General features: G+C 61.8%; 18 protein-coding genes, 1 tRNA gene and 2 pseudogenes. 12 read left to right on the forward strand and 9 right to left on the reverse strand.

Annotated features, from left to right (window positions below):
- Positions 1-75 precede the first annotated feature (75 nt).
- Positions 76-579: a DUF6301 family protein gene (locus QM596_RS08435; RefSeq protein ID WP_502943370.1), complete on the forward strand. Its 504-nt coding sequence runs from the start codon at positions 76-78 to the stop codon at positions 577-579.
- A gap of 107 nt (positions 580-686) precedes the next feature.
- Here QM596_RS08435 and QM596_RS08440 read toward each other — a convergent pair whose 3' ends face one another.
- Positions 687-1,160 (reverse strand): hypothetical protein, encoded by a 474-nt coding sequence (locus QM596_RS08440; protein ID WP_230814211.1) that lies wholly within the window; start codon positions 1,158-1,160, stop codon positions 687-689.
- 238 nt (positions 1,161-1,398) lie between these two features.
- On the opposite strand from QM596_RS08440, the gene QM596_RS08445 reads away from it, so the two are divergent.
- Positions 1,399-1,483 (forward strand) — tRNA-OTHER (locus QM596_RS08445).
- 14 nt (positions 1,484-1,497) lie between these two features.
- Here the strand turns inward: QM596_RS08445 and QM596_RS29780 are convergent.
- From QM596_RS29780 to QM596_RS08470, 6 genes and pseudogenes are all read right to left on the reverse strand, one after another.
- Positions 1,498-1,710, reverse strand: a pseudogene (locus tag QM596_RS29780) (site-specific integrase); the annotation flags it as partial.
- A gap of 127 nt (positions 1,711-1,837) precedes the next feature.
- Positions 1,838-2,458 (reverse strand): DUF4352 domain-containing protein, encoded by a 621-nt coding sequence (locus tag QM596_RS08455; RefSeq protein ID WP_283308663.1) that lies wholly within the window; start codon positions 2,456-2,458, stop codon positions 1,838-1,840.
- A gap of 36 nt (positions 2,459-2,494) precedes the next feature.
- Positions 2,495-2,593: pseudogene (locus tag QM596_RS29785) on the reverse strand (DUF2510 domain-containing protein); the annotation flags it as partial.
- A gap of 759 nt (positions 2,594-3,352) precedes the next feature.
- A complete protein-coding gene (locus QM596_RS08460; RefSeq protein WP_060939524.1) occupies positions 3,353-4,039 on the reverse strand; it encodes a DUF8020 domain-containing protein in 687 nt (228 codons plus the stop codon).
- A gap of 548 nt (positions 4,040-4,587) precedes the next feature.
- Positions 4,588-4,782 carry a hypothetical protein gene (locus QM596_RS08465; protein ID WP_046378942.1) on the reverse strand — a complete coding sequence of 65 codons (195 nt, stop codon included), beginning with the start codon at positions 4,780-4,782 and terminating at the stop codon, positions 4,588-4,590.
- 290 nt (positions 4,783-5,072) lie between these two features.
- Complete coding sequence (locus tag QM596_RS08470; RefSeq protein ID WP_007728823.1) at positions 5,073-5,750, reverse strand: TerD family protein; 678 nt, start codon at positions 5,748-5,750, stop codon at positions 5,073-5,075.
- Positions 5,751-6,047: 297 nt separating this feature from the next.
- On the opposite strand from QM596_RS08470, the gene QM596_RS08475 reads away from it, so the two are divergent.
- The 8 genes from QM596_RS08475 to QM596_RS08510 all read left to right on the forward strand — a co-directional run bounded on the left by QM596_RS08475 (position 6,048) and on the right by QM596_RS08510 (position 16,396).
- On the forward strand, positions 6,048-8,351 hold the full coding sequence (locus QM596_RS08475; protein ID WP_283308664.1) for a putative bifunctional diguanylate cyclase/phosphodiesterase: 2,304 nt from the start codon (positions 6,048-6,050) through the stop codon (positions 8,349-8,351).
- A complete protein-coding gene (locus QM596_RS08480) occupies positions 8,344-10,719 on the forward strand; it encodes a putative bifunctional diguanylate cyclase/phosphodiesterase (protein ID WP_283308665.1) in 2,376 nt (791 codons plus the stop codon). Before QM596_RS08475 ends, QM596_RS08480 begins: the two co-directional genes overlap by 8 nt.
- Positions 10,720-10,765: 46 nt before the next feature.
- Entirely contained in the window at positions 10,766-11,617 is an 852-nt protein-coding gene (locus tag QM596_RS08485) for an SDR family NAD(P)-dependent oxidoreductase (protein ID WP_021332745.1), read from the forward strand.
- A 3-nt stretch (positions 11,618-11,620) separates the two neighbouring features.
- Positions 11,621-12,526: a TIGR03619 family F420-dependent LLM class oxidoreductase gene (locus tag QM596_RS08490; RefSeq protein WP_283308666.1), complete on the forward strand. Its 906-nt coding sequence runs from the start codon at positions 11,621-11,623 to the stop codon at positions 12,524-12,526.
- A gap of 68 nt (positions 12,527-12,594) precedes the next feature.
- Positions 12,595-13,281, forward strand: coding sequence for a nitroreductase (locus QM596_RS08495; protein ID WP_020908534.1), 687 nt, complete (start codon positions 12,595-12,597; stop codon positions 13,279-13,281).
- A gap of 73 nt (positions 13,282-13,354) precedes the next feature.
- The gene (locus QM596_RS08500; RefSeq protein WP_283308667.1) at positions 13,355-14,491 is read left to right on the forward strand and encodes a class I SAM-dependent methyltransferase; all 1,137 of its coding nucleotides are present in this window, start codon (positions 13,355-13,357) and stop codon (positions 14,489-14,491) included.
- Between the two features lie 177 nt (positions 14,492-14,668).
- Entirely contained in the window at positions 14,669-15,520 is an 852-nt protein-coding gene (locus QM596_RS08505; protein WP_283308668.1) for a Bax inhibitor-1/YccA family protein, read from the forward strand.
- A 120-nt stretch (positions 15,521-15,640) separates the two neighbouring features.
- Positions 15,641-16,396: an enoyl-CoA hydratase/isomerase family protein gene (locus QM596_RS08510; protein ID WP_283308669.1), complete on the forward strand. Its 756-nt coding sequence runs from the start codon at positions 15,641-15,643 to the stop codon at positions 16,394-16,396.
- A 66-nt stretch (positions 16,397-16,462) separates the two neighbouring features.
- On the opposite strand, the gene QM596_RS08515 is transcribed toward QM596_RS08510, so the two are convergent.
- Both QM596_RS08515 and QM596_RS08520 read right to left on the reverse strand, forming a co-directional pair.
- Positions 16,463-17,680, reverse strand: a complete 1,218-nt coding sequence (locus tag QM596_RS08515; protein ID WP_019744600.1) for an acetyl-CoA C-acetyltransferase — start codon at positions 17,678-17,680, stop codon at positions 16,463-16,465.
- 121 nt (positions 17,681-17,801) lie between these two features.
- A complete protein-coding gene (locus tag QM596_RS08520; protein ID WP_502943371.1) occupies positions 17,802-18,773 on the reverse strand; it encodes an SGNH/GDSL hydrolase family protein in 972 nt (323 codons plus the stop codon).
- A gap of 71 nt (positions 18,774-18,844) precedes the next feature.
- Between QM596_RS08520 and QM596_RS08525 the strand changes: the two genes are divergently transcribed.
- Positions 18,845-20,230, forward strand: coding sequence for a cystathionine beta-synthase (locus QM596_RS08525; RefSeq protein WP_003943292.1), 1,386 nt, complete (start codon positions 18,845-18,847; stop codon positions 20,228-20,230).
- A 44-nt stretch (positions 20,231-20,274) separates the two neighbouring features.
- Positions 20,275-21,447 (forward strand): cystathionine gamma-synthase, encoded by a 1,173-nt coding sequence (locus tag QM596_RS08530; protein ID WP_007728802.1) that lies wholly within the window; start codon positions 20,275-20,277, stop codon positions 21,445-21,447.
- Positions 21,448-21,450 lie beyond the last annotated feature (3 nt).

A 21,450-nucleotide genomic window follows, 5' to 3' on the forward strand; every position in this document is an offset into this window, starting at 1 on the left:
GATGTGGGAGGCTACGACCGCCTTGACGGCCACTACCGAACCACCAACTCTGACTACGAGAGAGAGCTGTAAAAGATGCGAGCAGATATCGAACGCGCTGCCCAGGCGGTGCGCGCGGCCGCTGAGTTCGACTGGACGTGGACCGTCAATGACCTGCCGCCGTTCTGCGGTCAGGTCGGTTGGCAGTTCAGCGGCCTCGATGAGCAGGTGCCAGCAGCCGTGACCAATCTCGAAGTCAATCGCCCCGATGTGAGGGTGGGCGTCGCGGACATATCGACAACCGAATTGTCGCGATCGATCGATGAGATCTCCTTCCGTGCCAGTGATGTGGTTCTCGGTCAGAGCGACTTGGGGCCTGAGCTGGATGAAGTTTTCAATGCACTCGTGGACCGGATGTTCGAACTGCTGGGGCAGCGGCCCACGGATTGGTGGATCGAACCGACCCGCGGCCTGCGCTGGGACCTTCCGGGCCTGGTGGTTACGGCCCAAATCGGCGTCTCATCGGTCTGGGTGTATCTGGTCAGTCCTGCGTACCAGCAATGGTGCGACGAAATCGAGCAGAGCGCCGAAGATGAGTAGACGCGAGGTCGGTTGAGGCTGCGGCCGGCCCGACTCGCTGTCATTCCTGAAAATCGATAGCTTGCGCAGCTCGCACTAGGTGTACCCGGCCATCAGGTTGGTGACACCTAGCCGCCGATAGACATGAACGGGCCGGAACGTGCTTCTTCGTTCGAGTAGGTCACAACTCCGCGGTGCGAGACCTCCACCTGGTAAAAGTCCAGCTTGGCCGGGACCTGAATTGAGAAGGTCAACATGCAGGCCCCGCTCACGTACTCGCTGCTTGCGATCGACCCGGTTGCGACAGTCTTGCCTGACTGATCACCGATCGTCACCGAAGCACCCTCCGAGAGGTCCTTGTATCCACCCTTACCTGCGCAACGATTGTCAGACAGCTTGGTGACTCCGTCGATGATCCCCACACTGCCCTTCATTTCGAAGGTCTTAGGACTGGTATCTCGCAAGGTGAAGACCGCGATGAGCGCAAGCGCGATGACGGCAATAACCGCTGCACCGATGATGAATACGCGTTTGTTGCTATTTGACACGGGTTGCGGGGCGGGCACTGGGAGTCCCGAGTCGGGGGCTGAGGGATACGTCATCGAGCTGACCTTCTCTTGGTTTGAATGGATGCGATCGGCCAATCGTTGGACTGGCAAAAAGGTAGGTAAAATGCACATACATCAAACCAGACGGACCGGTCGTAACGTATAGGTGTCAGACACTGATCTAGGTGCCCAACGTACTTCGGTACGCAGGGAGTACGCAGCATGCTCGAAACCGGCCAATCACACAATGCGCATAAAGATGAATCACGTTGCGTTTCAACGGTTTGCCAATGCCCCCAATTCTGCCAATTCTGGCAAACGTCGAGAAGAGCAAACTTAAAATCCGTCAAGTGTCGGTTCGAGTCCGACTGGGGGCACACGAAACTGCAGGTCAACGCACCAAAAATAGGGATGGCCTGCGGATGGAGTTGGTAACCGTCCGCAGGGCGTCCGCAGGAAATTTAGTGACTGCCGTTGCAGCGGCATCTAGAGCCGCCGCAACGATGTCCAGATCGTCGGCAAATAGGTGTCCATACAGGTCGAGCGTGAGTGTGGCCATCCGGTGTCCGAGTATCTGCTGAACGACCTTCACGTTCGCGCCGGCGCCGCGATGTCGTGTCCATCGTCGTCGACCACCTGACCGTCAAATCCATCGACCGCCGGACTTTTCGGTCTGCATGCAGTGAAGGCCCCACCGTATGGTGGGGCCATAGGGTGTCGCTTTGGCGTATCTAGTTGAAGTTGATACGTGCTCCGCCAGAAAACATCGAGTCGTGGACTTCGATCGCGACGGGGACTGCGCCTACTGGGATGTCGAATACCACTCGGGTGGAACGGGTGATGCCAGGGTTGATGTCGCCCGCACCCTTGTCGTCCCCTTCGAGGCCGAACTCCGCTGAAAAGTTGTTGGTGAATTCTCGCCCCTGTTCGTCAATCAAAACTTGATTCGAACTGGCGTAGTACTGCGACTTGTTCGACGTGTTCGTTACGTCGACGTAGACAACTACGAACTGTCCCTCCGCTGTTTCACTGAACCACGATGATCCTTTTCCGATCGTCGCGAGTCCTGTTTCGACTTTGGTGACGACAAAGCCGAACTTTCCGTCCCTCACTTCGGTGCCGAGCCCTGTCGCGACTTGTTCGTGCTTCGTCGTTGTTGTTGGGGACTTCGTTTCTGGTGCCACTTCGTCGACTACGGATGCCGGCGCGCGAGTGGTGGACGTAATCCGGGTGGCAGTCGTTGTTGACTTGTCGTTGCTGCTCAGTGCCGAAATGAAGATGCCGATTCCGAGGATAGATAGTCCAATGATGAGCAGTTTCAGACCGGTGCCCATCGGCTTTTTCGGAGGCATGCCTGGCTGGAATTGAGGAACTCCAGGCCTAGGGGTCGGGCGAGTGGCGTCTGACCACTGCAATCCATTCCAGTACCGCTGGATGCCTTGAATTTGTGGGTCTGGATACCAGCCGGGCTGTGAGTTCATCATCATGTCCTTGCTCGGCCCCGTAGTGGGGAAGTGTCAGCAATACATACCAGACAGTTGGGACAATAGTGGCGGCCGGATTCACTTCCTCCTGCGCTGGCAGGGCAACTTAGGTGAACCCTCACCCCTCATCCACGAATCCACATCACCTCGGTGGATCCGCGACACACCGTTCGGGGCGGACTTCTGGTACCCCATGAGACCGGATCCTGGCTTGGCTTGCTCGTCCGCCAGCATCTTCAGAACCGTCTCGGGTGTCGGCGCATGTACACGGCCGTTTCATTGACGCTCATCCAAAGATGACAGTGGCCCCGGTGGATGCTTCTGCTGCGGTAAGTGTCCGAGGGTTCCGAAATACTCTGAAATTGACTGCCGTACGGCCAGGGGCGATCGCAGGGCGCATGACTTCTGTCAGCGCTTCGATTGTCTTATGTGGAATCTCGATCGAGATCTTCTTAGTCATCGATCGAGTGGAACAGGAATCATTACTTCTCTGCCCCGCAGTGCGTCCGCAGCAGTTTCGCGACTCTCCAAACGACCCAAGACTGCAAAAGCTGAAATCTCTTGCCCTGCAGCGATAATCCGATCCCGCCAATCTGGCCAATTGAAACAAATATCAAGAAGGGCAACTGAATCCGTCAAGTGTCGGTTCGAGTCCGACTGGGGGCACCAAGTAGATCCGCCTGCACATTGAATCGGAAAACCCCGCTCGTCCTCTTCGGACGGGCGGGGTTTTTCGTGGAGCAACGACTGACCACCAAGTGGCTACTGGGCCCAGACGGTCGTTCCTGCAGGCGCATTCAGTGTGTTGACGAGGTCGATGCCGGCTACGACAGCCGCGCCGCCGCCACCGAGGATCGTTCCGGCGACACCGCCGATTCCGGCTCCTGTTGCGAGGCCACCCAGGCACAGTGCCGCAGCGACGGGGAGTCCGACGATGGTCAAGCCCAGCGGAGCACCGACAGCGCAACCGATTCCGGCGCCGACGATGGTGCCGAGCAGGCTGCCGACCTGAGTGCCGAGACCGAGCTGACTCTGGAAGTGCGCAATCGCCCGATCATTCTCCTCGGGCGAAGCTACCGGCGTCCATTCCTTTGCCGCAGGCGCACTCTCGGGTCGAGGTGTTGCCTTCGCCGAATCGGTGATCGGTGTCAGTGTGAGGGTCTTACCGTCTTCACTGATCGTGCGATCGAAGGGGAACTGCAGATCCCCGAGGTTGTATGCGAGAGGCAGGGAAACAAGGTCGGCTCCCTTGCTGTCCTGCAAGACGACGGAGTGGCCGTCGCCGGATACCTTGAACAGCCCGGCGTCGATAGTGGTGACGATCGACTTGTCGACGATCTTCGCTTCGTAATTCACGTCGGTCGACGGATCAGCTGATGCGATCCCCGTTGATGCTCCGACTGCAGCGACCGCTAGAGCAGTCACAGCCGCCTTCTTGAAGAAACCCATAGTTCAACCCCGTGTTCGCCTGCGTGTGCTCGCAGAAACTCGACAACTTCGGACATTGGTAAACCCCCGACAAAGCCTTCGTATTAAAGCAGACCGAAGTGACAGAAGGGATAGTTGCGCTCGGGCTGACCGGAAGCGGCCGGTGCAATCAAATTTGCAGTGTGCAGTACCAAGGCATCGAACGTGTGTGCGAAAATGTGGAGATGCGGTTAACCGAGCGATCCCCGGACCGCTGTCCGAACGGACACCCGCTGACGGCCAATACGTGCCTCGTCGGCTGGGAGGTGTGCGGTTGTGCCTCGACCGAGAATGGCGGGCATCGGACCCATTACTGCAGGCGCTGCGGTGAAACTGTCCGGACGCCAGAGTGCGTCGGCGTGGATCCGCAGAAAAGTCGATGGAGTTGAAGGGGTGCCCTGCCTGCTTGGGTGGGGCAACCAGGCAGGGCAGTGGTTGGCCGTCCCTCTCAATACCGACCTACGGCGAACCATTGGCGTTGAAGGTACCCACACTTCGTGACGCGCGCCACTTACGTACCAGTACCTTCGTTAGCCGAGGTCAGTGGTGGCGACGACCGAAGTCGCCGACGTCCCCGCGGGGACGTGGTTCATGGAGAAATCGCGGTCCCGGTCAGGGTTGACGACGCTTGCCAGCAGGAGCATGGCGGCGACAAAGAGAACTCCCGCGGTGAGGTAGGCGATTCTCACGGGCAGGCGCGGGCGTCGATCTGAATTCGTGGACATTCACGTTCTCCATCGGTACATGTTGGACGAACGCCTAGTTTAACGATCAACTAATAAAAGGGGTCCGAACAGTGACGCAAGATACGAAAAGACCCTCGATCTCGGGGGAAATCGAGGGCCTTTCCGGTCGAACGTCGGTGTCGCCAAGCACATAGCGTCACCGACCCACTATCGGTGTCGAGCGTGACCCCTCATGTCCGACCCCACTTCTCGACACTATCCAGTAATTTGCGACATTGTGGACGATTCAGACATTGTCATTCGGATGGGGGACACCCCGCCCGCGACACCTACTTTCGTCCAGCCGCCCATTTCATTCCCCAGTTGTAGGCCCGATCGAGATCTGACTGACTGCCGTTGATGTACTGAACTTCGCGGGTCACCGTCACGCCCTGACCTGAACTCTGGATGAGAGCGATTGCGCACAACCGCTCCTGGTTGCTGGCCGAATCGAGCCGCACTTCCACCTCGGGGCCGTTGGTGGGATACAGGGTGACGACGCCGTCCACGGCCGCCCAGTTGGGGGCGCCGTCGTAAATCATCGCGAAGATCAGGATTCGCCGGAAAGCGCTTGGGTCACCAAGATTGACGTGCATGTTCTCGCCGCCGGTGTTCGCACCACTTCGGTCGTCGCCGTCGAGGGAGATGTAGGGCGGAGAAGTCAGTGAACCGAAACTGTTGCCCAAGGCCTGAACTACTCCCTTGGACCCGTCGGCAAGTTCGTACAGGCATCCGAGGTCCAGGTCGACCGCGCCAGAACCTGCGCCGGCGAGTTTGGCGAGGAAACCGGTCTTCTTCGGTGGTGCTCCCTGCGACCAGTTGAGGTTCACGCGCATATTGCCTTGTCGTTCACCCGCCTTCGCGAGGTTGACCGTCGGTGCCGATTTGGTGAGCGTGATCTTGCTCAGGCTGACCGGTGCTTGCGACGGAGTGGACTCGCCGGAACGTCGGGTGTAGTCGATTGCCATCGTGATAGTCCTTGTCTGAACTCGAATGAGTCCGATCGTGTTACCCGTCGAGGAATCTCCACCGACGTGATCGGCGATCTCCGGCCATTGTCCCTCATGTCTGATTTCAACCCATCGGCATCAAACTTGCCGCACCAACTACCGGCAGACCAGTAGTTTGCTGATTACTGTGTCTGTGGGCAGACCTGACTCCGAAATAGGTCGGACGTACTGGTTGACACCGCAGTGCCTAATTACGAGAGAATTGCTGAGTCGGACGTCCGATTCGAATTGCGTCGTGGGAGCGGGAGGTAAGTGATGTCGGTCCTGTCTCTTCTGCAACCCCACCAGAGAGAAAGATTGACGCCCGCGCAGCGCGATGACGTCACTCGTGAGCAGATAGCCGTCACCTTCGGCGTGCTGCCGTGGGCCGCTGCTGTCCACCTCGTCGTCACACTCGGGCTGACGTTGTATGTGATTCCGCCGGACAGCGGACCGTTGCCGCGTCTGTGGCCATTCCTGTCCGGAGTGATCGGGTTGGTGGGGATGTGCGTCGGTCTCGCCATTCATTTCAACCTGATCGCACCCACGTACCGGATGTCCTACGCGTTTCTCATCATCGAATTTGCTGTAGTCGGGATCCTGTATTCCTCGCTCGCCCTGGTCCTGTACCCGATCCTGGACGATTCCGGCGACCTGATCCTGATAGCGGTCACCACATCCATCACCGGAGCCGGAGCCGTGGCCACCGCGATGTTGCGGATGGTGGGGGTCACCTGGATCCTGTCCAATATGGTCATCCTCGGGGTGGCATTCTGGCTTCAACCGGGGCCCGAGTTCGAACGAATTCTCATTGGAATGATCGCCTACGGCGCAGCTCTGATCGGCGGCACGATAGTGGTCTCGGGCAACCTGGAATCTCGCTACCGAGCTGAATTGAGCGCCGCGTCGGAACGATCGGTTGTGCAGATGCTTCTCGAGGATTTCGAAGGCAACGCGGGGGACTTCGTGTGGGAGACGGACCAGAAAGGCAAGTTCAACCGAATCCCGACGCGGCTCGCGGTCGAAGCGGGGCTGGACTCCACCGAGTTGCAGGGAACGGCGTGGCAGGACCTGTTCATGGAGTTGGGCACCCTACGGATCCCCGGCGGAATCGATGCGCTCATGGAGTTGCAGAAAGCCCGCCACACGAAGACCGCATTCGTCGACGTGCTCGTTCCGGTCCGAGTGCACGGTGAAATCCGGTGGTGGCAGATCTCCGGACGCCCGCGCCCCGGCCGCGCGCCCGACGAGTTCGTCTGGCGGGGAGTCGGTTCCGACGTCACGGAAGTGAAACTGCAGAGTGACGAGATCGTGCGGATGGGTCGGGTGGACGCACTCACCGGCATGCCGAACCGGCACAGCTTCTGGACCGAGCTCGAGCGACTGCTGCGCGATCCGTACACAAGCGAAAGTGGTCTCGCATTGGCCATGCTCGACCTCGACAACTTCAAATCGGTCAACGACACACTGGGTCACACCGTTGGCGACGCGGTTCTGCGAGAGGTCGCGGATCGCCTGTCCGAAGCCGGCGGAATGTCACAGTTGTTCGCACGTCTGGGTGGAGACGAGTTCGCGATTCTTTTCACCGATGTAGGTGACAGTTCGCAAGTTCGTACTCTGCTCGGCCGCTACATCGAAACTCTGCATGAGCCGATCACAGTGGCCGGCACGCGGTTGGAGATCGGATGCAGCATCGGGTACTACCTCCCCGCCGAACTGCCGTCCTCCGCCGACGAAATGATGGGCGCTGCGGACCTCGCGTTGTTCGCGGCAAAGGAATCCGGGCGCGGGGCCGTGCGTGAATATCGAGACTCGATGAAGTCCGTGGCCGATCGGCGGGCCCGCCTGCTTGAAGATCTGGGAAACACCGTCGCGGAGAAGGACCTCGAACTCGAGCTGCTGCCCAGGATCGACGTGCTCTCCCGCGAGATCGTTGCCGTGGAGGTCCGCGTGGTCTGGCACAACGCCCGCCTCGGAGCTGTGACGTCCGCCGAATTCATGAGCATCGCAGACGACACCGGTTTGGCTTATTCACTAGGAACGACCATCTTCGAGCTGGCGTGCGAGGCGGCGTCGCGTCTTCCTGATCACCTGCGGGTAGCCGTCGCGGTATCGACGCGTCAGCTCGAATCGGATTCCTTTGTCGACTCGATAGGTGATTCGCTTCGACGATCGGACGCCGGCGCACATCAGCTCGAGCTCCAACTCAACGAATCCTCGGCGATCACCGACGAGTCCAAGTCTGCATTGCACGCGATCGCGGACATGGGAATCGCGCTGACCGTGGACGAGTTCGGTGCCGGATTCTCCTCGCTCGCATCACTGTCCGGCCTTCCGTTCACCAGAGTCCGGATAGAACGCTCCATTTCGGGTGCAGCGCCTGGTGGACGGCCGATTCTCGAAGCTGTCGTGGATCTGGTCGACGCGCTGGGAATGGAGGTCGTCGTCTCAGGAGTCGACGGTGAGGAGGACTTGAAGTCCGTGGCCGCTGCAGGGGTGAGGACTGTTCAGGGATACATCGCCGGCGGGGTCATGTCGGTCGACGCGGTCGCAGCGGCGGTAGCAGGCCGACGTGGATGACCCGGCGGTACTCCGTAGGCGTCGTGTCGAGACGTCTGTGCGCAAGCTCGGTCGCAGCGGCACGGAACAACACCTCTCGGATTACGATCGCCGTCGCTTACTCGATCGACGCCTGCGGTTCACCGCGCGCGTACTTCCGTGGTCGTTTCTGACTGCAGCGGTTGCGTTGTCAGCGATCGTGGTGCTCCTGCCGGTGGATGCCGGATGGTTCAGCTTCGCCTGGTCGAGTGTCATGCTGTTGTCGAGCGCTGGGTTCAGTGTCTATTGGCTCCGGCGCTCGGGTATGGGAGTCTCAGAGTCCCAGACCACCGAATTGGTGGTGCTCACAGTCGAAATCATTGTCTGGGGAGTGCTCCTGGCATGCTTGGCTCTCGTTCTCTTCCCGATGCTCGATCCTGGTGACGAATTGGTGCTGAGTTCGACCTTGATCGGTGGGATCGCGGTCGGCGTGTTTCCCACCATGATGTTTCGCGGAATCACTGTCGTCTGGATCAGCCTGGTGGGAGTCGGGCTGGCCGGGGCGTTCTGGACGGAACCGGGTACATCGCGTTTCGTGCTGATCGGGGTGCTGGTCATCTTCGTAGGTTCGCTCTACAGCGGAACTTTGCTGTTGGCCAACCTCTTCGAGAGACGGCTACGCGCCGAACTCATAGCCGAGGACGAACGAGATCTCGTCGAATTGTTGCTCAACGATCTCGAAGACGGAGCGCAGGATTGGCTCTGGGAAACCGATTCGCGCGGTATCGCCAGTACCGTGTCGTACCGATTTGCCGAGCAGGTCGGTTTACCGGCAGCGCAGATTCGGGGCCGCACCATGCACGAGATCCTGATCGGGATCGGCGCATCTCGAACAGATGCGGGCAGGAAGTCCCTTGATCTTCTCACCGCGAATTTTCAAGCCGGGACGGCGTTTCGGGACCTCACCATGCAAGTTGTCGTAAGGGGCGATACTCGCTGGTGGTCGATGTCAGGTCACCCGGGCAGCGGCGACGGGGCAGACTACGGGTGGCGCGGTGTCGGATCCGATATCACGCACTCTTATCACCAGCGTCAAAATATCTTGCGACTGGCGGAAGTCGATTCGCTGACCGGGCTCAAGAATCGGTACAGCTTCAACTCTCAGCTCTCGTCGAGGCTTCGGGACGGACGCAGAGTGTGGTTGGCGATTCTGGACCTGGACAACTTCAAGTCGATCAACGACCGGTTGGGACACCACGTCGGAGACGACGTGCTTCGCGATGTTGCGAGCAGGCTGCACAGCCTTCTGCGATCGAACGAGATCTGTGGGCGACTGGGGGGTGACGAGTTTGCCATCGCCTTCGACGACATCGCGAGTGCAGATGAGGTCGAGGAACGATTCCAAACGATTCTCGACTCATTCGAACGACCATTTTCACTGGTCGGCAACCAGATTCGCATTCGTGCCAGTCTGGGGTACGGCTCGATGCCCGACGACGCCGACAGCCTCGAAGACCTGGTGATTGTTGCGGACCTCGCGCTCTACCACGCAAAGGAGAGCGGTCGGAACCAGATCCGCGCCTTCGATGCGACTTTGCGGGATCGTGCGACAGGTAGGGCCAGAGCACTGTTGGATCTTCGTCGTGCGTTGATCGACGAAGAGTTCGAGTTGGTCTATCAACCGCAGGTTTCAGCCGCGACGGGAGTTGTTGTCGGGTTCGAGGCTCTGCTGCGGTGGAACCATCCGACGTCAGGTCTCGTCTCGCCGGGAGACTTCATTTCGGTCGCCGAGGAAACTGGCTTGATCGTGCCGATCGGTGCAGGTGTTTTGCGGGCTGCCTGCACGGCAGCGACAACGTGGCCGGCGGACATTCGGGTTGCCGTCAATGTTTCTCAGGTGCAACTGCGTTCGAGTCGATACGTCGAATCGGTACGCCAGACACTGAACGAGGTGAACCTCCACCCCAGCCGACTCGAGATCGAAGTGACCGAATCGCTGGTCATCGACGACGCCGACCGAGATGTGTTGGTACAGCTCTCGGCGCTCGGAATCGCGATTGCGATGGACGACTTCGGTACAGGGTTCTCCTCGGTTGCCAGCTTGGCCCGGCTGCCGCTCGATCGGTTGAAGATCGATCGGGCGTTCGTCGCACCGCTGGACGCGGATCCCTCGAATTCGAGGTTCGCTGTCCTGCGAGCCGTCATCGCGATTGCCAAATCTCTCGGGCTGGACACCGTTGCCGAGGGCGTGGAGACGGAGAGGCAGCGCGCGATAGTGACGGAGTGCGGATGTGACGTGATCCAGGGGTACCTCGAGGGAATGCCGATACGGGCAGCCGAGATTCCGGACTATTTGAATGAGCGACCAGGCGGTCCGAGCAGGCTGGGTGTCGCGGCTACCACTGAGTGAGAACTTTGCGCCCGTTTTGGCGATCGATGTGTGACGGTACGCCGAAGTGATTCACATCGAACTGCAGAAGGGTGTCTTCGTGGTGGTCGGATCGGCGTACTTCCCAGGGCCGATGTTGGTGGGTAAGAAGGCAGTGGTCACAGGCGGTTCCCAGGGAATCGGCGCAGCGATCGTTCGAGCATTTGCCTCGCATGGCGCGTCAGTTCTGGTTGTGGACATGGCACCGCTGGGCGAGGTCGAATTCGACTCAGCTGCAGGTGGTTCGATCAACCATCTCGAGTACGACGTGCGTGCGCAGGAAGTCCCCGTCGCGTTGACCGAGTTCGCGCCGGACGTTCTGGTGAACAATGTGGGTCATTTCCTGAACCCGCCGACAGCGTTCACCGGTACGGATCCAGGATTCTGGTCCGAGGCGGGCAACATCAATTTCGATCACGTCGTGCGCCTGACCCATGCCCTGCTTCCCGGCATGATCGATCGCGGAGTCGGTGGATCGATCGTGAACCTGACGACGGTGGAGGCGCATCGAGCGATCCCGGGCCACACCATGTACTCGGCATACAAGGCCGCGCTGACGCAGTTCACCAGAAGTCTTGGTGTGGAGATCGGTCGAACCGGAGTGCGCGTCAACGCCATTGCCCCGGATCTGATCGAGTCGGTACAGGTGCCGTATCGCAGGATCGTCCCTGCCGACGACTGGGACAAGTGGCCGGGGTGGGCGCCGCTGGGTGGACCGGGCCAGCCGGTCGACATTGCCGGCCCCGCGCTGTTCCTGGCTTCAGACCTGGCGAGATACATCACCGGAACCGTCATCCACGTCGACGGCGGCTCGCACGCTGCCGGAGGCTGGTTCCCCACCGAAGAAGGCGGCTGGACCAACCGGCCCCGAAAGGCTTGACACATGACAACTTTCAGTCTGAACGTTCCCAATTTCGGTACCACCCTTGCGGAGAAATCCTACGGGAAACTCGTGCAAGTCTGTCAGAGCGCGGAAGCTGCCGGCTTCGACCGGGTCCTCGTCACCGATCATGTGGTGATGGGCCCGGACAACTCGGCATACACGTGGTCGGCGTTCCCCACCGAGCCTGACGCCAACTGGCTCGAACCGCTGACCGTCCTGGCTTTTGTTGCCGGACAGACGAAGACAATCCGCTTGGGGACCGGAATCGTCATCGCGGCGCTTCGCGGGGGAGCGGTACTTGCCAAGACTGCCGCGACACTCGATCTGCTGTCCGGCGGCCGCCTCGACCTTGGCGTCGGAACCGGTTGGCAGGAACGCGAATACGACGCCGTCGGTATGGACTTCGGTAAACGAGGACCGTTGCTCGACGACGCTCTCGCTGTGTGCCGGGCCCTGTGGAGTTCGGCGCCGGCGAGCATCGACACTCCTCGTCTGAAGTTCGACGACGTGTACTGCGCGCCCCGTCCAGCCGCTGGAATACCGATCTGGGTATCCGGTTCACTATCCAAGGCCGTCGTACGACGCGTCGCAACCTGGGGTGACGGGTGGATTCCGATCATGGGCGCCGCGGACGACGACCTACGTGAAGGGATCGACGTCATCGGGAAGGCCATGGCGGACCTCGGACGCGATCCGGCGGAATTGCAGGTCCGTGGGCGACTGACCGTCGTTCGCGGGGCTGACGGTTCGATCGATCTCCCGGCGACGATGATCGGTGCCGAACAGCTGCTCGAATCCGGTGCTACCGATGTGCTGGTTGCGCTGGCAGCTGTTGATCCGGATCCGGACACGGCGATGTCGGAGTTCGGCGAGCTGGTGTCGGCCTTCGCAAAGGTGACCCGATGACTATTGCGTTGAAGCGATAGTTCTATCGTGCGAAGTGTTGTAGTGCAGCCTGATCGAGGAGAGAACACATGACCGAGAGCATCGTCGTGGATACGAGCCTGGAAGGGTTGCTCGATGCCCGGATCAGCTGCCGCGCCTACGAGGACCGTCAGGTGCCACGTGAGGTGATCGAGGAGATCCTTCGGCTGGCGCAGAAGACGCCCTCGTGGTGCAACACGCAACCGTGGCAGGTTGCGATCACCGAAGGAGAGGGCACCGAACGATTCCGCGCCGGCCTCGGTGAGTACGTGATGGCCAACGCCCAGGAGTCGGACTTCGAGTTCCCCCGCGAGTACCAGGGCATTTACAAGTCGCGTCGGTTCGACTGTGCGATGGCGCTGTATTCGAGCGTCGGAATCGAGCACGGTGACCGCGCCGGTTCCGCGGCACAGACGATGAAGAACTTCGAGCTCTTCGGCGCTCCCCACGTCGCGATCATCACCACCGACGAGGCATTGGGCACCTACGGCGCTGTCGACTGTGGGTTGTACGTGAACAGCTTCCTGCTCGCGGCCCAGAGCCTGGGGGTGGCCACCATTCCGCAGGCGGCGCTCGCGGGTAGCTCCAAGTTCATTCACGAGCACTTCGGCATCGACGACACTCGCAAGGTCGTGTGCGCGATCTCGTTCGGATACCCCGATACCGACCACCCGGTGAACGGATTCCGCACCGAACGCGAAACCGTCGACAACGTCGTGCAGTGGATGTCGAACTGATGGGGATGTCGAACTGATCACCTGCACTTCCAGAGATTGAGTGTTGAGCTGATTCACCTGAAAGACTGGTGGCATGTCCGACACACCCGAACTGTTCGATCGTCTGCGCCGATTTCCCGATGTCGAGGCACCCAATCTCTTTGCCGTCGACGCGGCTGATCGTCTGATCCTCGACGAGGCCGCCGACGCTCTGGCCGCGGCACCGGCGGGCACCGTCGTCGTGATCGGCGATCACTACGGTGCGCTGACCGCCGGTGTTGCGCTCGTTTACGGAATCGCCGGCGTGCGGGTTCACCAGGATCCGCTCACCGGAGAGTTGGCCCTCGCGAACAATGCGCGCGAACTCGGTTTCAGTGACGCCTTCACCTCCCACGGACTGGACGAGGAGTTGCTCAGCGGCGCCCGCGTCGTGCTCATGCAATTGCCGCGTAGCCTCGCTGAACTTGCCGAGATCGCTCAGCTGATCGCGCTCCACGCCGACCCGGCGGTTCGTGTCTTCGCCGGTGGGCGTGACAAGCACATCACCCCGGCGATGAACAAGGTTCTCGGCGAATCGTTTTCCGACGTCAGCGCCTCGCGTGGGCGTCAGAAGTCCCGCGTACTCAAGGCATCGGAACCGAAGGCCGATGTTGCCATCACGTTCCCGATGACCGAACGCCTCGACGAGTTCGACCTCGACGTCGTTGCTCACGGCGCCGTGTTTGCCGGTGCGAGCCTGGACATCGGCACCCGGTTGCTCCTGGAGAACCTCGGAAAGATTGCGGTCGATCCGCTGAGCGACGTGATCGATCTGGGTTGTGGCAGCGGCATTCTCGCGGCGGCGATCGCGCGTAAGTTCCCGGATGTCCACGTGATCGCAACGGATCAGTCCTCGGCAGCCGTCGCTTCGGCTCTGGCGACCGCAACTGCAAACGGCGTCGGCGATCGGGTGAGCGGCCTGCGCGACGACGCCGTGAGTTCGTTGCCCAGTGCGAGTGCCGATCTGGTTCTGTTGAACCCGCCGTTCCACGTCGGCGCGGCGGTGCACACCGGCGGAGCACTCAAGATGTTCGAAGCCGCCGGTCGCGTCCTGCGTCCGGGTGGCGAGTTGTGGACTGTTCACAACGCGCATCTGGGGTATCGCGAACCGCTGAAAGCCGCGGTGGGACCGAGCGAAGCGATGGCGAAGAACGCGAAGTTCATCGTGATGAAGTCGGTCAAACCGTCCTAGTATCGAAGAGTGTTGATCTTCCGGAAATGCGCCGGGAACTACAACCGAAGCTTCGACGTTGTAAATTACGAGTGCTTTACTTTTAGTTAGGTACACGGACCGTGTCGGAAACTCGGATCCGTACGGCGAACCCGCGACGCACCCGTCGTAGGCCACCACGATGAAGGGATGATCACGGTGCGCACCACCAGCAACCCGGTGTTCCGCAATCTGCCCAAGCAAGAGGGCAACGGATACGCCTCGTTCGGATCTGCGACGGCGGGCGCCTCGCAGGCAACCCAGCAGTTCGGTCAGCCGCAGTACGCTCCGGCCGAGCCGTACCAGACCGGTCCCACCTCGCGGGCCATGACGATCGACGACGTCGTCACCAAGACGGGCATCACGCTCGGTGTGCTGACGATCTCGGCACTGGTGTCGTACTTCCTGGTCAACAACAACGTCGACCTCGCTACCCCGCTGGTCATCGGCGGCGGTCTCGTCGGCCTCGTTCTGGTTCTGGTCGCGACGTTCGGCCGCAAGATGGACAACCCGGCAATCGTGTTGGCGTACGCCGTCGCCGAGGGTCTGTTCCTCGGTGCGCTGTCGTTCATGTTCACCGATATTCAATTCGGTGGCGTCGGCGGATCGGCACTGATCGCGCAGGCAGTCCTCGGCACCTTCGGCGTGTTCTTCGGCATGCTCGTGGTTTACAAGACCGGCGCGATTCGGGTGACACCGCGTCTGACGCGAATGATCATCGGTGCGTTGATCGGTGTTGTCGTTCTGGCGCTCGGTAACCTCGTCGCGAGCTTCTTCACCGAGGGTGGACTGGGACTGCGTGATGGTGGAACCGTCGCCATCATCTTCAGCCTCGTTTGCATCGGCATCGCAGCCTTCAGCTTCCTGCTCGACTTCGATGCCGCTGATCAGCTGATCCGCGCACAGGCGCCCGAGAAGGCAGCCTGGGGCGTCGCATTCGGCCTCACCGTCACCTTGGTCTGGCTGTACGTCGAGATCCTGCGTCTGCTGAGCTACTTCAACAACGACTAGTTCTCGAGTCGTTCCGTAACACGAAGAAGGGCCCCGCGAGGGGCCCTTCTTTTGTCGTCTGTGGGCGGTTACGGTGCTTGGATACCTAGCAACTGCTTGGTTTGGAGCGAAGGGGAGCGAATGTCGACAAACACCACCGAACCCGTGCTGGTGGCGGATGCCGGAGCAGTGCGAACGCTGACCTTCAACAATCCGAGCCGCCTGAACGCTTTCGATGCGGCCGGCTTTCGAGCGTTGACCAAGGCGCTTGACGACGCGGCGTCGGACGAAGCCGTGGCCGTGGTGATCGTCGAGGGCGCAGGCAAGGCATTTTCCAGTGGCGTCGACCTACGCGCACTCGCCGAACCAGGCACCGACAATTCAGACTTCGGCAATGCATTCGCGCCGCTGATCGTTGCGCTGGTGGAGTTCCCGAAGCCATTGATCGCCGCGGTGCACGGCGCTGCCGTCGGCATCGGCCTGACCATGCTGCTCTACTGTGACGTCGTCTACGTTGCCGAGAACGCACGCCTGCGGGCACCGTTCACGTCGCTGGGTACAGCTCCCGAAGCTGCCAGTAGTTGGTTGCTGCCCAAGGTGATCGGAACGCAGCGAGCCGCCGAGCTGATCCTGTCGGCCCGGTGGCTCAGCGGCGTCGAAGCTGCCGCCTACGGACTGGCGACAGCCGCCGTACCGGCCGACCAGGTACAGGCACGTGCCCGCGAGAGTGCCGAGCAGATTGCCGCCAACATCGGACCGGCAGTCCTTGCCGCCAAGCGACTGCTCCGCCACGGTTGGGCCGACGAAGCCCGCGCCGCTGTGCAGCGTGAGGACGACGCTGCACGAGCGTTGATTCGCGAGTTGGGGAGTTTTGCTCGGAAATTCACGACTACCTGAAACACGACCACACGAAAGCGGCCGCCCGGCAGAAGCCGGGCGGCCGCTTTCGACGTGCTCAGGGGATCAGCTGAGGCGCTCGATCACCATTGCCATGCCCTGTCCGCCGCCGACACACATGGTCTCGACGCCGAAGGTCTTGTCCTGCTCCTGCAGGTTGTTGATCAGGGTGTTGGTGATGCGGGCACCGGTCATACCGAAGGGGTGACCCAGGGCGATCGCGCCACCGGAGATGTTGAGCTTGTCCTCTTCGATGCCCAGTTCGCGAGCGGATCCGAGGACCTGCACGGCGAATGCCTCGTTGATCTCGAACAGGTCGATGTCGGAGATCGACTTGCCGGCGATCTTCAGGGCGTTCTTGACGGCCTGGATCGGGCCGAGGCCCATGATCTCGGGGGACAGGCCCGAGACGCCGGTGGAGACGATGCGAGCGAGCGGGGTCAGGCCGAGTGCCTTCGCCTTGGTGTCGGACATGATCACCAGTGCGGCTGCGCCGTCGTTGAGCGGGCAGGCGTTGCCGGCGGTGACGGTGCCGTCGGGGCGGAAGACGGGCTTGAGGCCGCTGATGCCCTCGTAGGTGGTGCCGGCGCGGGGGCCGTCGTCCTTGGAGACGACGGTGCCGTCGGCGAGCGTGACGGGCGTGATCTCACGCTCGAAGAAGCCGCGAGCGATGGCTTCCTCGGCGCGATTCTGGCTGCGAACTGCCCAGCGGTCCTGGTCTTCGCGGGTGATGCCGGTGGCCGATGCGACGTTCTCGGCGGTCTGGCCCATGCCCAGGTACACGTCGGGGATCAGGCCTTCTTCGCGAGGATCGGTCCAGGCGACTCCACCCTCGGCGAGCTTGGCGCTACGAGCCTGCGCTGCGTCGAAGAGCGGGTTCTTGGTGTTGGGTAGGCCGTCGGCGTTGCCCGTGATGAAACTGGAGACGGACTCGACGCCGGCGGAGATGAAGACGTCGCCCTCGCCTGCGCGGATGGCGTGCAATGCCATCCGGGTGGTCTGCAGCGAGGAGGAACAGTAACGGTTGACCGTCACACCGGGGAGGAAGTCGTAGCCGAGCTGAACGGCGACGACGCGGGCGATGTTGAAGCCCGACTGGCCGGCGGGCTGGCCGCAACCGAGCATGAGGTCGTCGATCTCGGTGGGGTCGAGCTCGGGGATCTTTGCCAACGCGGCGGCAACCATCTGAGTTGCGAGGTCATCCGGGCGGATGTCCTTGAGCGAACCCTTCATTGCGCGGCCGATGGGCGACCGTACTGCTGAGACGATTACTGCCTCGGGCATGAAAACTCCTTTTGTGTACTGCTCGTGGGCGGCTTGAAACGCCGTCGAGCAGGGCAAGTTGAATGCAGCTTCGACTTACAATTTACGTTGCCGCTCCCAGATGGTGGTCACGCAGTCTCACTCAGTTGACGTCGGGGCGCTGAACTGCGGGTTTGGTGCGTCTCGCGGAGGCTTTCCACTGAGTTGCCGCTGCCGTCAGTCGGGCCGCGACGGTGCGAGCTTGCGCCGCCTCAGAGACATGGGGGAGTTCGGGTAGCGGGCCACCCTGCCACTCACCCAGAGCCGACGCGAGAACCGGGACGATCTGCTTCGCCGCGAGTTCGTAGCCGGCCGCCGACGGGTGGAAACGATCAGCCGAGAACATCGTGTCGGGCGAGGCCAGGAATTCCTTGGCCAGCAGGTCGGCTAGTGGAACGGGATGACCCCCGGCGTTTCTGGTCGCGGACGCCTGGGCGAGCGCGAGACGATGACCCCATTCACGCACCACGGAGCGCAGTGGTTGTGGGATAGCAGTGACCACCCCCAGATCCGGGCAGGTGCCGACAACAACGACGGCGCCACTCTCGCGTAGCCGTCGTACCGCGTCGCCGAGGCGTTTTGCCGAAGCATGAATTGCGTTCTTGGCCGTGACGTCGTTGGCGCCGATCAGGATCACGGCAGCATCCGGGGGAGGGCCGGCGACGAACATGGCGTCGACCTGCCCACTCAACCCGCGTGAGGTGGCGCCGCCGATGGCCTTGGTGCTCAAACGGATTCGCTTCCCGGTTTCACTCGCAAGCAGCTTCGCGACCTGCACACCCGGAACTTCCGACGCCGTCAGTGCGCCGACGCCGGCCGCCGACGAATCGCCGAAGATCATCAAGTGGAGATCGAAGGGCACGGCCCGCCACCAGAGTTCCGGGTTGTCGGCGCCGGGTGCGTACACCCCGTCCGCCTCGGGTGGCTTGGCGATATTGCGACCGATCACCCCACGGGCCGCCCCCGCCTGCGACATCAGATAGTTGTAGCCCAACCAGGAGAGCGTGCCTGCACTCGATCCGGCCACCACCGTGGCCACCGACGCTTTCAGTCCGGTTCGACTCACACTTGCCAATCTAGCCGGATTGCACCACCTTCGCCCGACGTCCGCGCGCACCGTTTTCTTTCATCTGGGAACATGGACGAATGCGCATCGCGGAACACGTCGTCGACCTCATCGGCAACACCCCACTCGTCAAGCTCACGTCCGTCACGGGCGAAAACTTCGGCACGGTGGCAGCCAAGGTCGAATACCTCAACCCTGGCGGTAGCTCCAAGGACCGCATCGCCGTCAAGATGATCGACGCAGCCGAGGCTTCGGGTGAACTGAAGCCCGGCGGCACCATCGTCGAGCCGACTTCGGGCAACACCGGAATCGGCTTGGCACTCGTGGCGCAAAAGCGTGGATACAAGTGCGTTTTCGTCTGCCCAGACAAGGTCAGCGAAGACAAGCGCAACGTCCTGCGTGCCTACGGCGCCGAGGTGGTCGTGTGCCCCACGGCCGTCGCACCGGACAACCCGAACAGCTACTACAGCGTCTCCGACCGCCTCACCCGTGAGATCCCCGGCGCCTGGAAGCCCAACCAGTACTCCAACCCGGGCGGACCGGAGAGCCACTACGAGACCACCGGTCCCGAGATCTGGGCCGACACCGACGGCAAGATCACGCACTTCGTCGCGGGCGTCGGCACCGGCGGCACCATCACCGGCACCGGCCGCTACCTCAAGGAAGTTTCGGGCGGCAAGGTCAAGGTCATCGGCGCAGACCCCGAAGGCTCCGTCTACTCCGGCGGCACCGGTCGCCCGTACCTGGTCGAAGGCGTCGGCGAAGACTTCTGGCCGTCGGCATACGACCCGTCCATCCCGGACGAGATCATCGCCGTCTCGGATGCCGATTCCTTCGAGATGACGCGTCGCCTCGCCCGCGAAGAGGGACTGCTGGTCGGCGGTTCCTGCGGTATGGCCGTCGTCGCTGCCCTCGAAGTAGCCAAGCGCGAAGGCCCCGACGCTCTGATCGTCGTCCTCCTCCCGGACGGCGGCCGCGGCTACCTGTCCAAGATCTTCAACGATCAGTGGATGGCGTCGTACGGATTCCTGCGCACCCCACTCGACGGCAAGACCAACGTCCCCACCGTCGGCGACGTCCTGCGCGGGAAGTCGGGCGAGCTGCCGGACCTCGTTCACACTCACCCGTCGGAGACTCTGCGCGACGCGATCGAGATCCTGCGCGAGTACGGCGTGTCCCAGATGCCCGTCGTCGGTGCAGAACCGCCGGTCATGGCAGGCGAGGTCGCCGGAAGTGTGTCCGAGCGAGATCTGCTGAGCGCGGTATTCGAAGGCCGTGCGCACCTTGCGGATTCCGTCGAGAAGCACATGAGCAAGCCGTTCCCGCTCATCGGTTCCGGCGAGCCGGTCTCGGCTGCCACGAAGGCGCTCGGTGACACCGACGCACTCATGGTCGTCGACGACGGCAAGCCGGTCGGTGTCATCACGCGCCACGATCTCCTGGGTTTCCTGAGTTCGGATTCCTGAGCACGGATTCCTGCGCCGGTGCCGGCGCCATTAGGCTGGGGACCATGAGTGAGCAACGCAGCAAGGCCGACAACATCAGCTGGCAGGGTTTCTCCACGAAAGCGGTGCATGCGGGTTACGAACCCGATCCGCTGACCGGCGCGGTCAACGTGCCGATCTACGCAAGTTCCACCTTCGCCCAAGACGGCGTCGGTGGAATGCGCAGTGGCTTCGAGTACGCGCGAACGGGCAACCCCACCCGTCGCCCGCTCGAGGCGAACCTTGCCGCGCTCGAATCCGGAACCTACGGCCGAGCGTTCAGTTCGGGAATGGCGGCCACCGACTGCCTGCTCCGTTCGGTACTTCGACCGGGCGATCACCTGGTCATCCCCGACGACGCGTATGGCGGAACCTTCCGTCTCATCGACAAGGTGTTCACGCAGTGGGGGATCGAGTACACCCCGGCTCCGGTGTCCGACGTCGATGCGGTGCGCGCGGCGATGAAGTCCAACACCAAGCTGGTCTGGGTCGAGACGCCCACGAACCCGCTGCTCAATATCGGTGACATCGAGCTCCTTGCCGAGGTCGCCCACGAGGGCAACGCAAAGATCGTGGTGGACAACACCTTCGCGTCGCCGTACCTGCAGCAGCCGCTGCAGCTCGGTGCCGACATCGCGCTGCACTCCACGACCAAGTACATCGGCGGACACTCCGACGTGGTCGGTGGCGCTCTCGTCTGCAACGACGAAGAACTGGATACCGCGTTTGCGTTCCTGCAGAACGGATCCGGCGGCGTTCCCGGCCCGTTCGACGCGTTCCTGACGTTGCGCGGAATCAAGACACTGGCGCTGCGCATGGAGCGTCACAGTGACAACGCGGAGAAGGTCGTCGAATTGCTCGACGGCCACCCCGCGGTTGCCAGCGTCATCTACCCGGGCCTGGCTTCGCATCCGTCCCACAAGGTCGCGGCCAAGCAGATGCGACGCTTCGGCGGCATGATCTCCGTCCGCCTCAAGGGCGGCAAGGCGGCAGCTCTCGACCTGTGCTCGCGCACCGAGATCTTCACGCTGGCAGAATCTCTCGGCGGCGTCGAATCCCTCATCGAGTTCCCCGGCGCGATGACCCACGCCTCGACGGCCGGTTCCGCTCTCGAGGTTCCCGACGATCTGGTTCGCCTGTCGGTCGGCATCGAAGACGCTTCCGATCTGGTCGGCGACATCGAGCAAGCGCTGTCCTGATCT

This window comes from Rhodococcus sp. IEGM 1406, assembly GCF_030056745.1.
GTDB lineage: Bacteria > Actinomycetota > Actinomycetes > Mycobacteriales > Mycobacteriaceae > Rhodococcus_F > Rhodococcus_F erythropolis.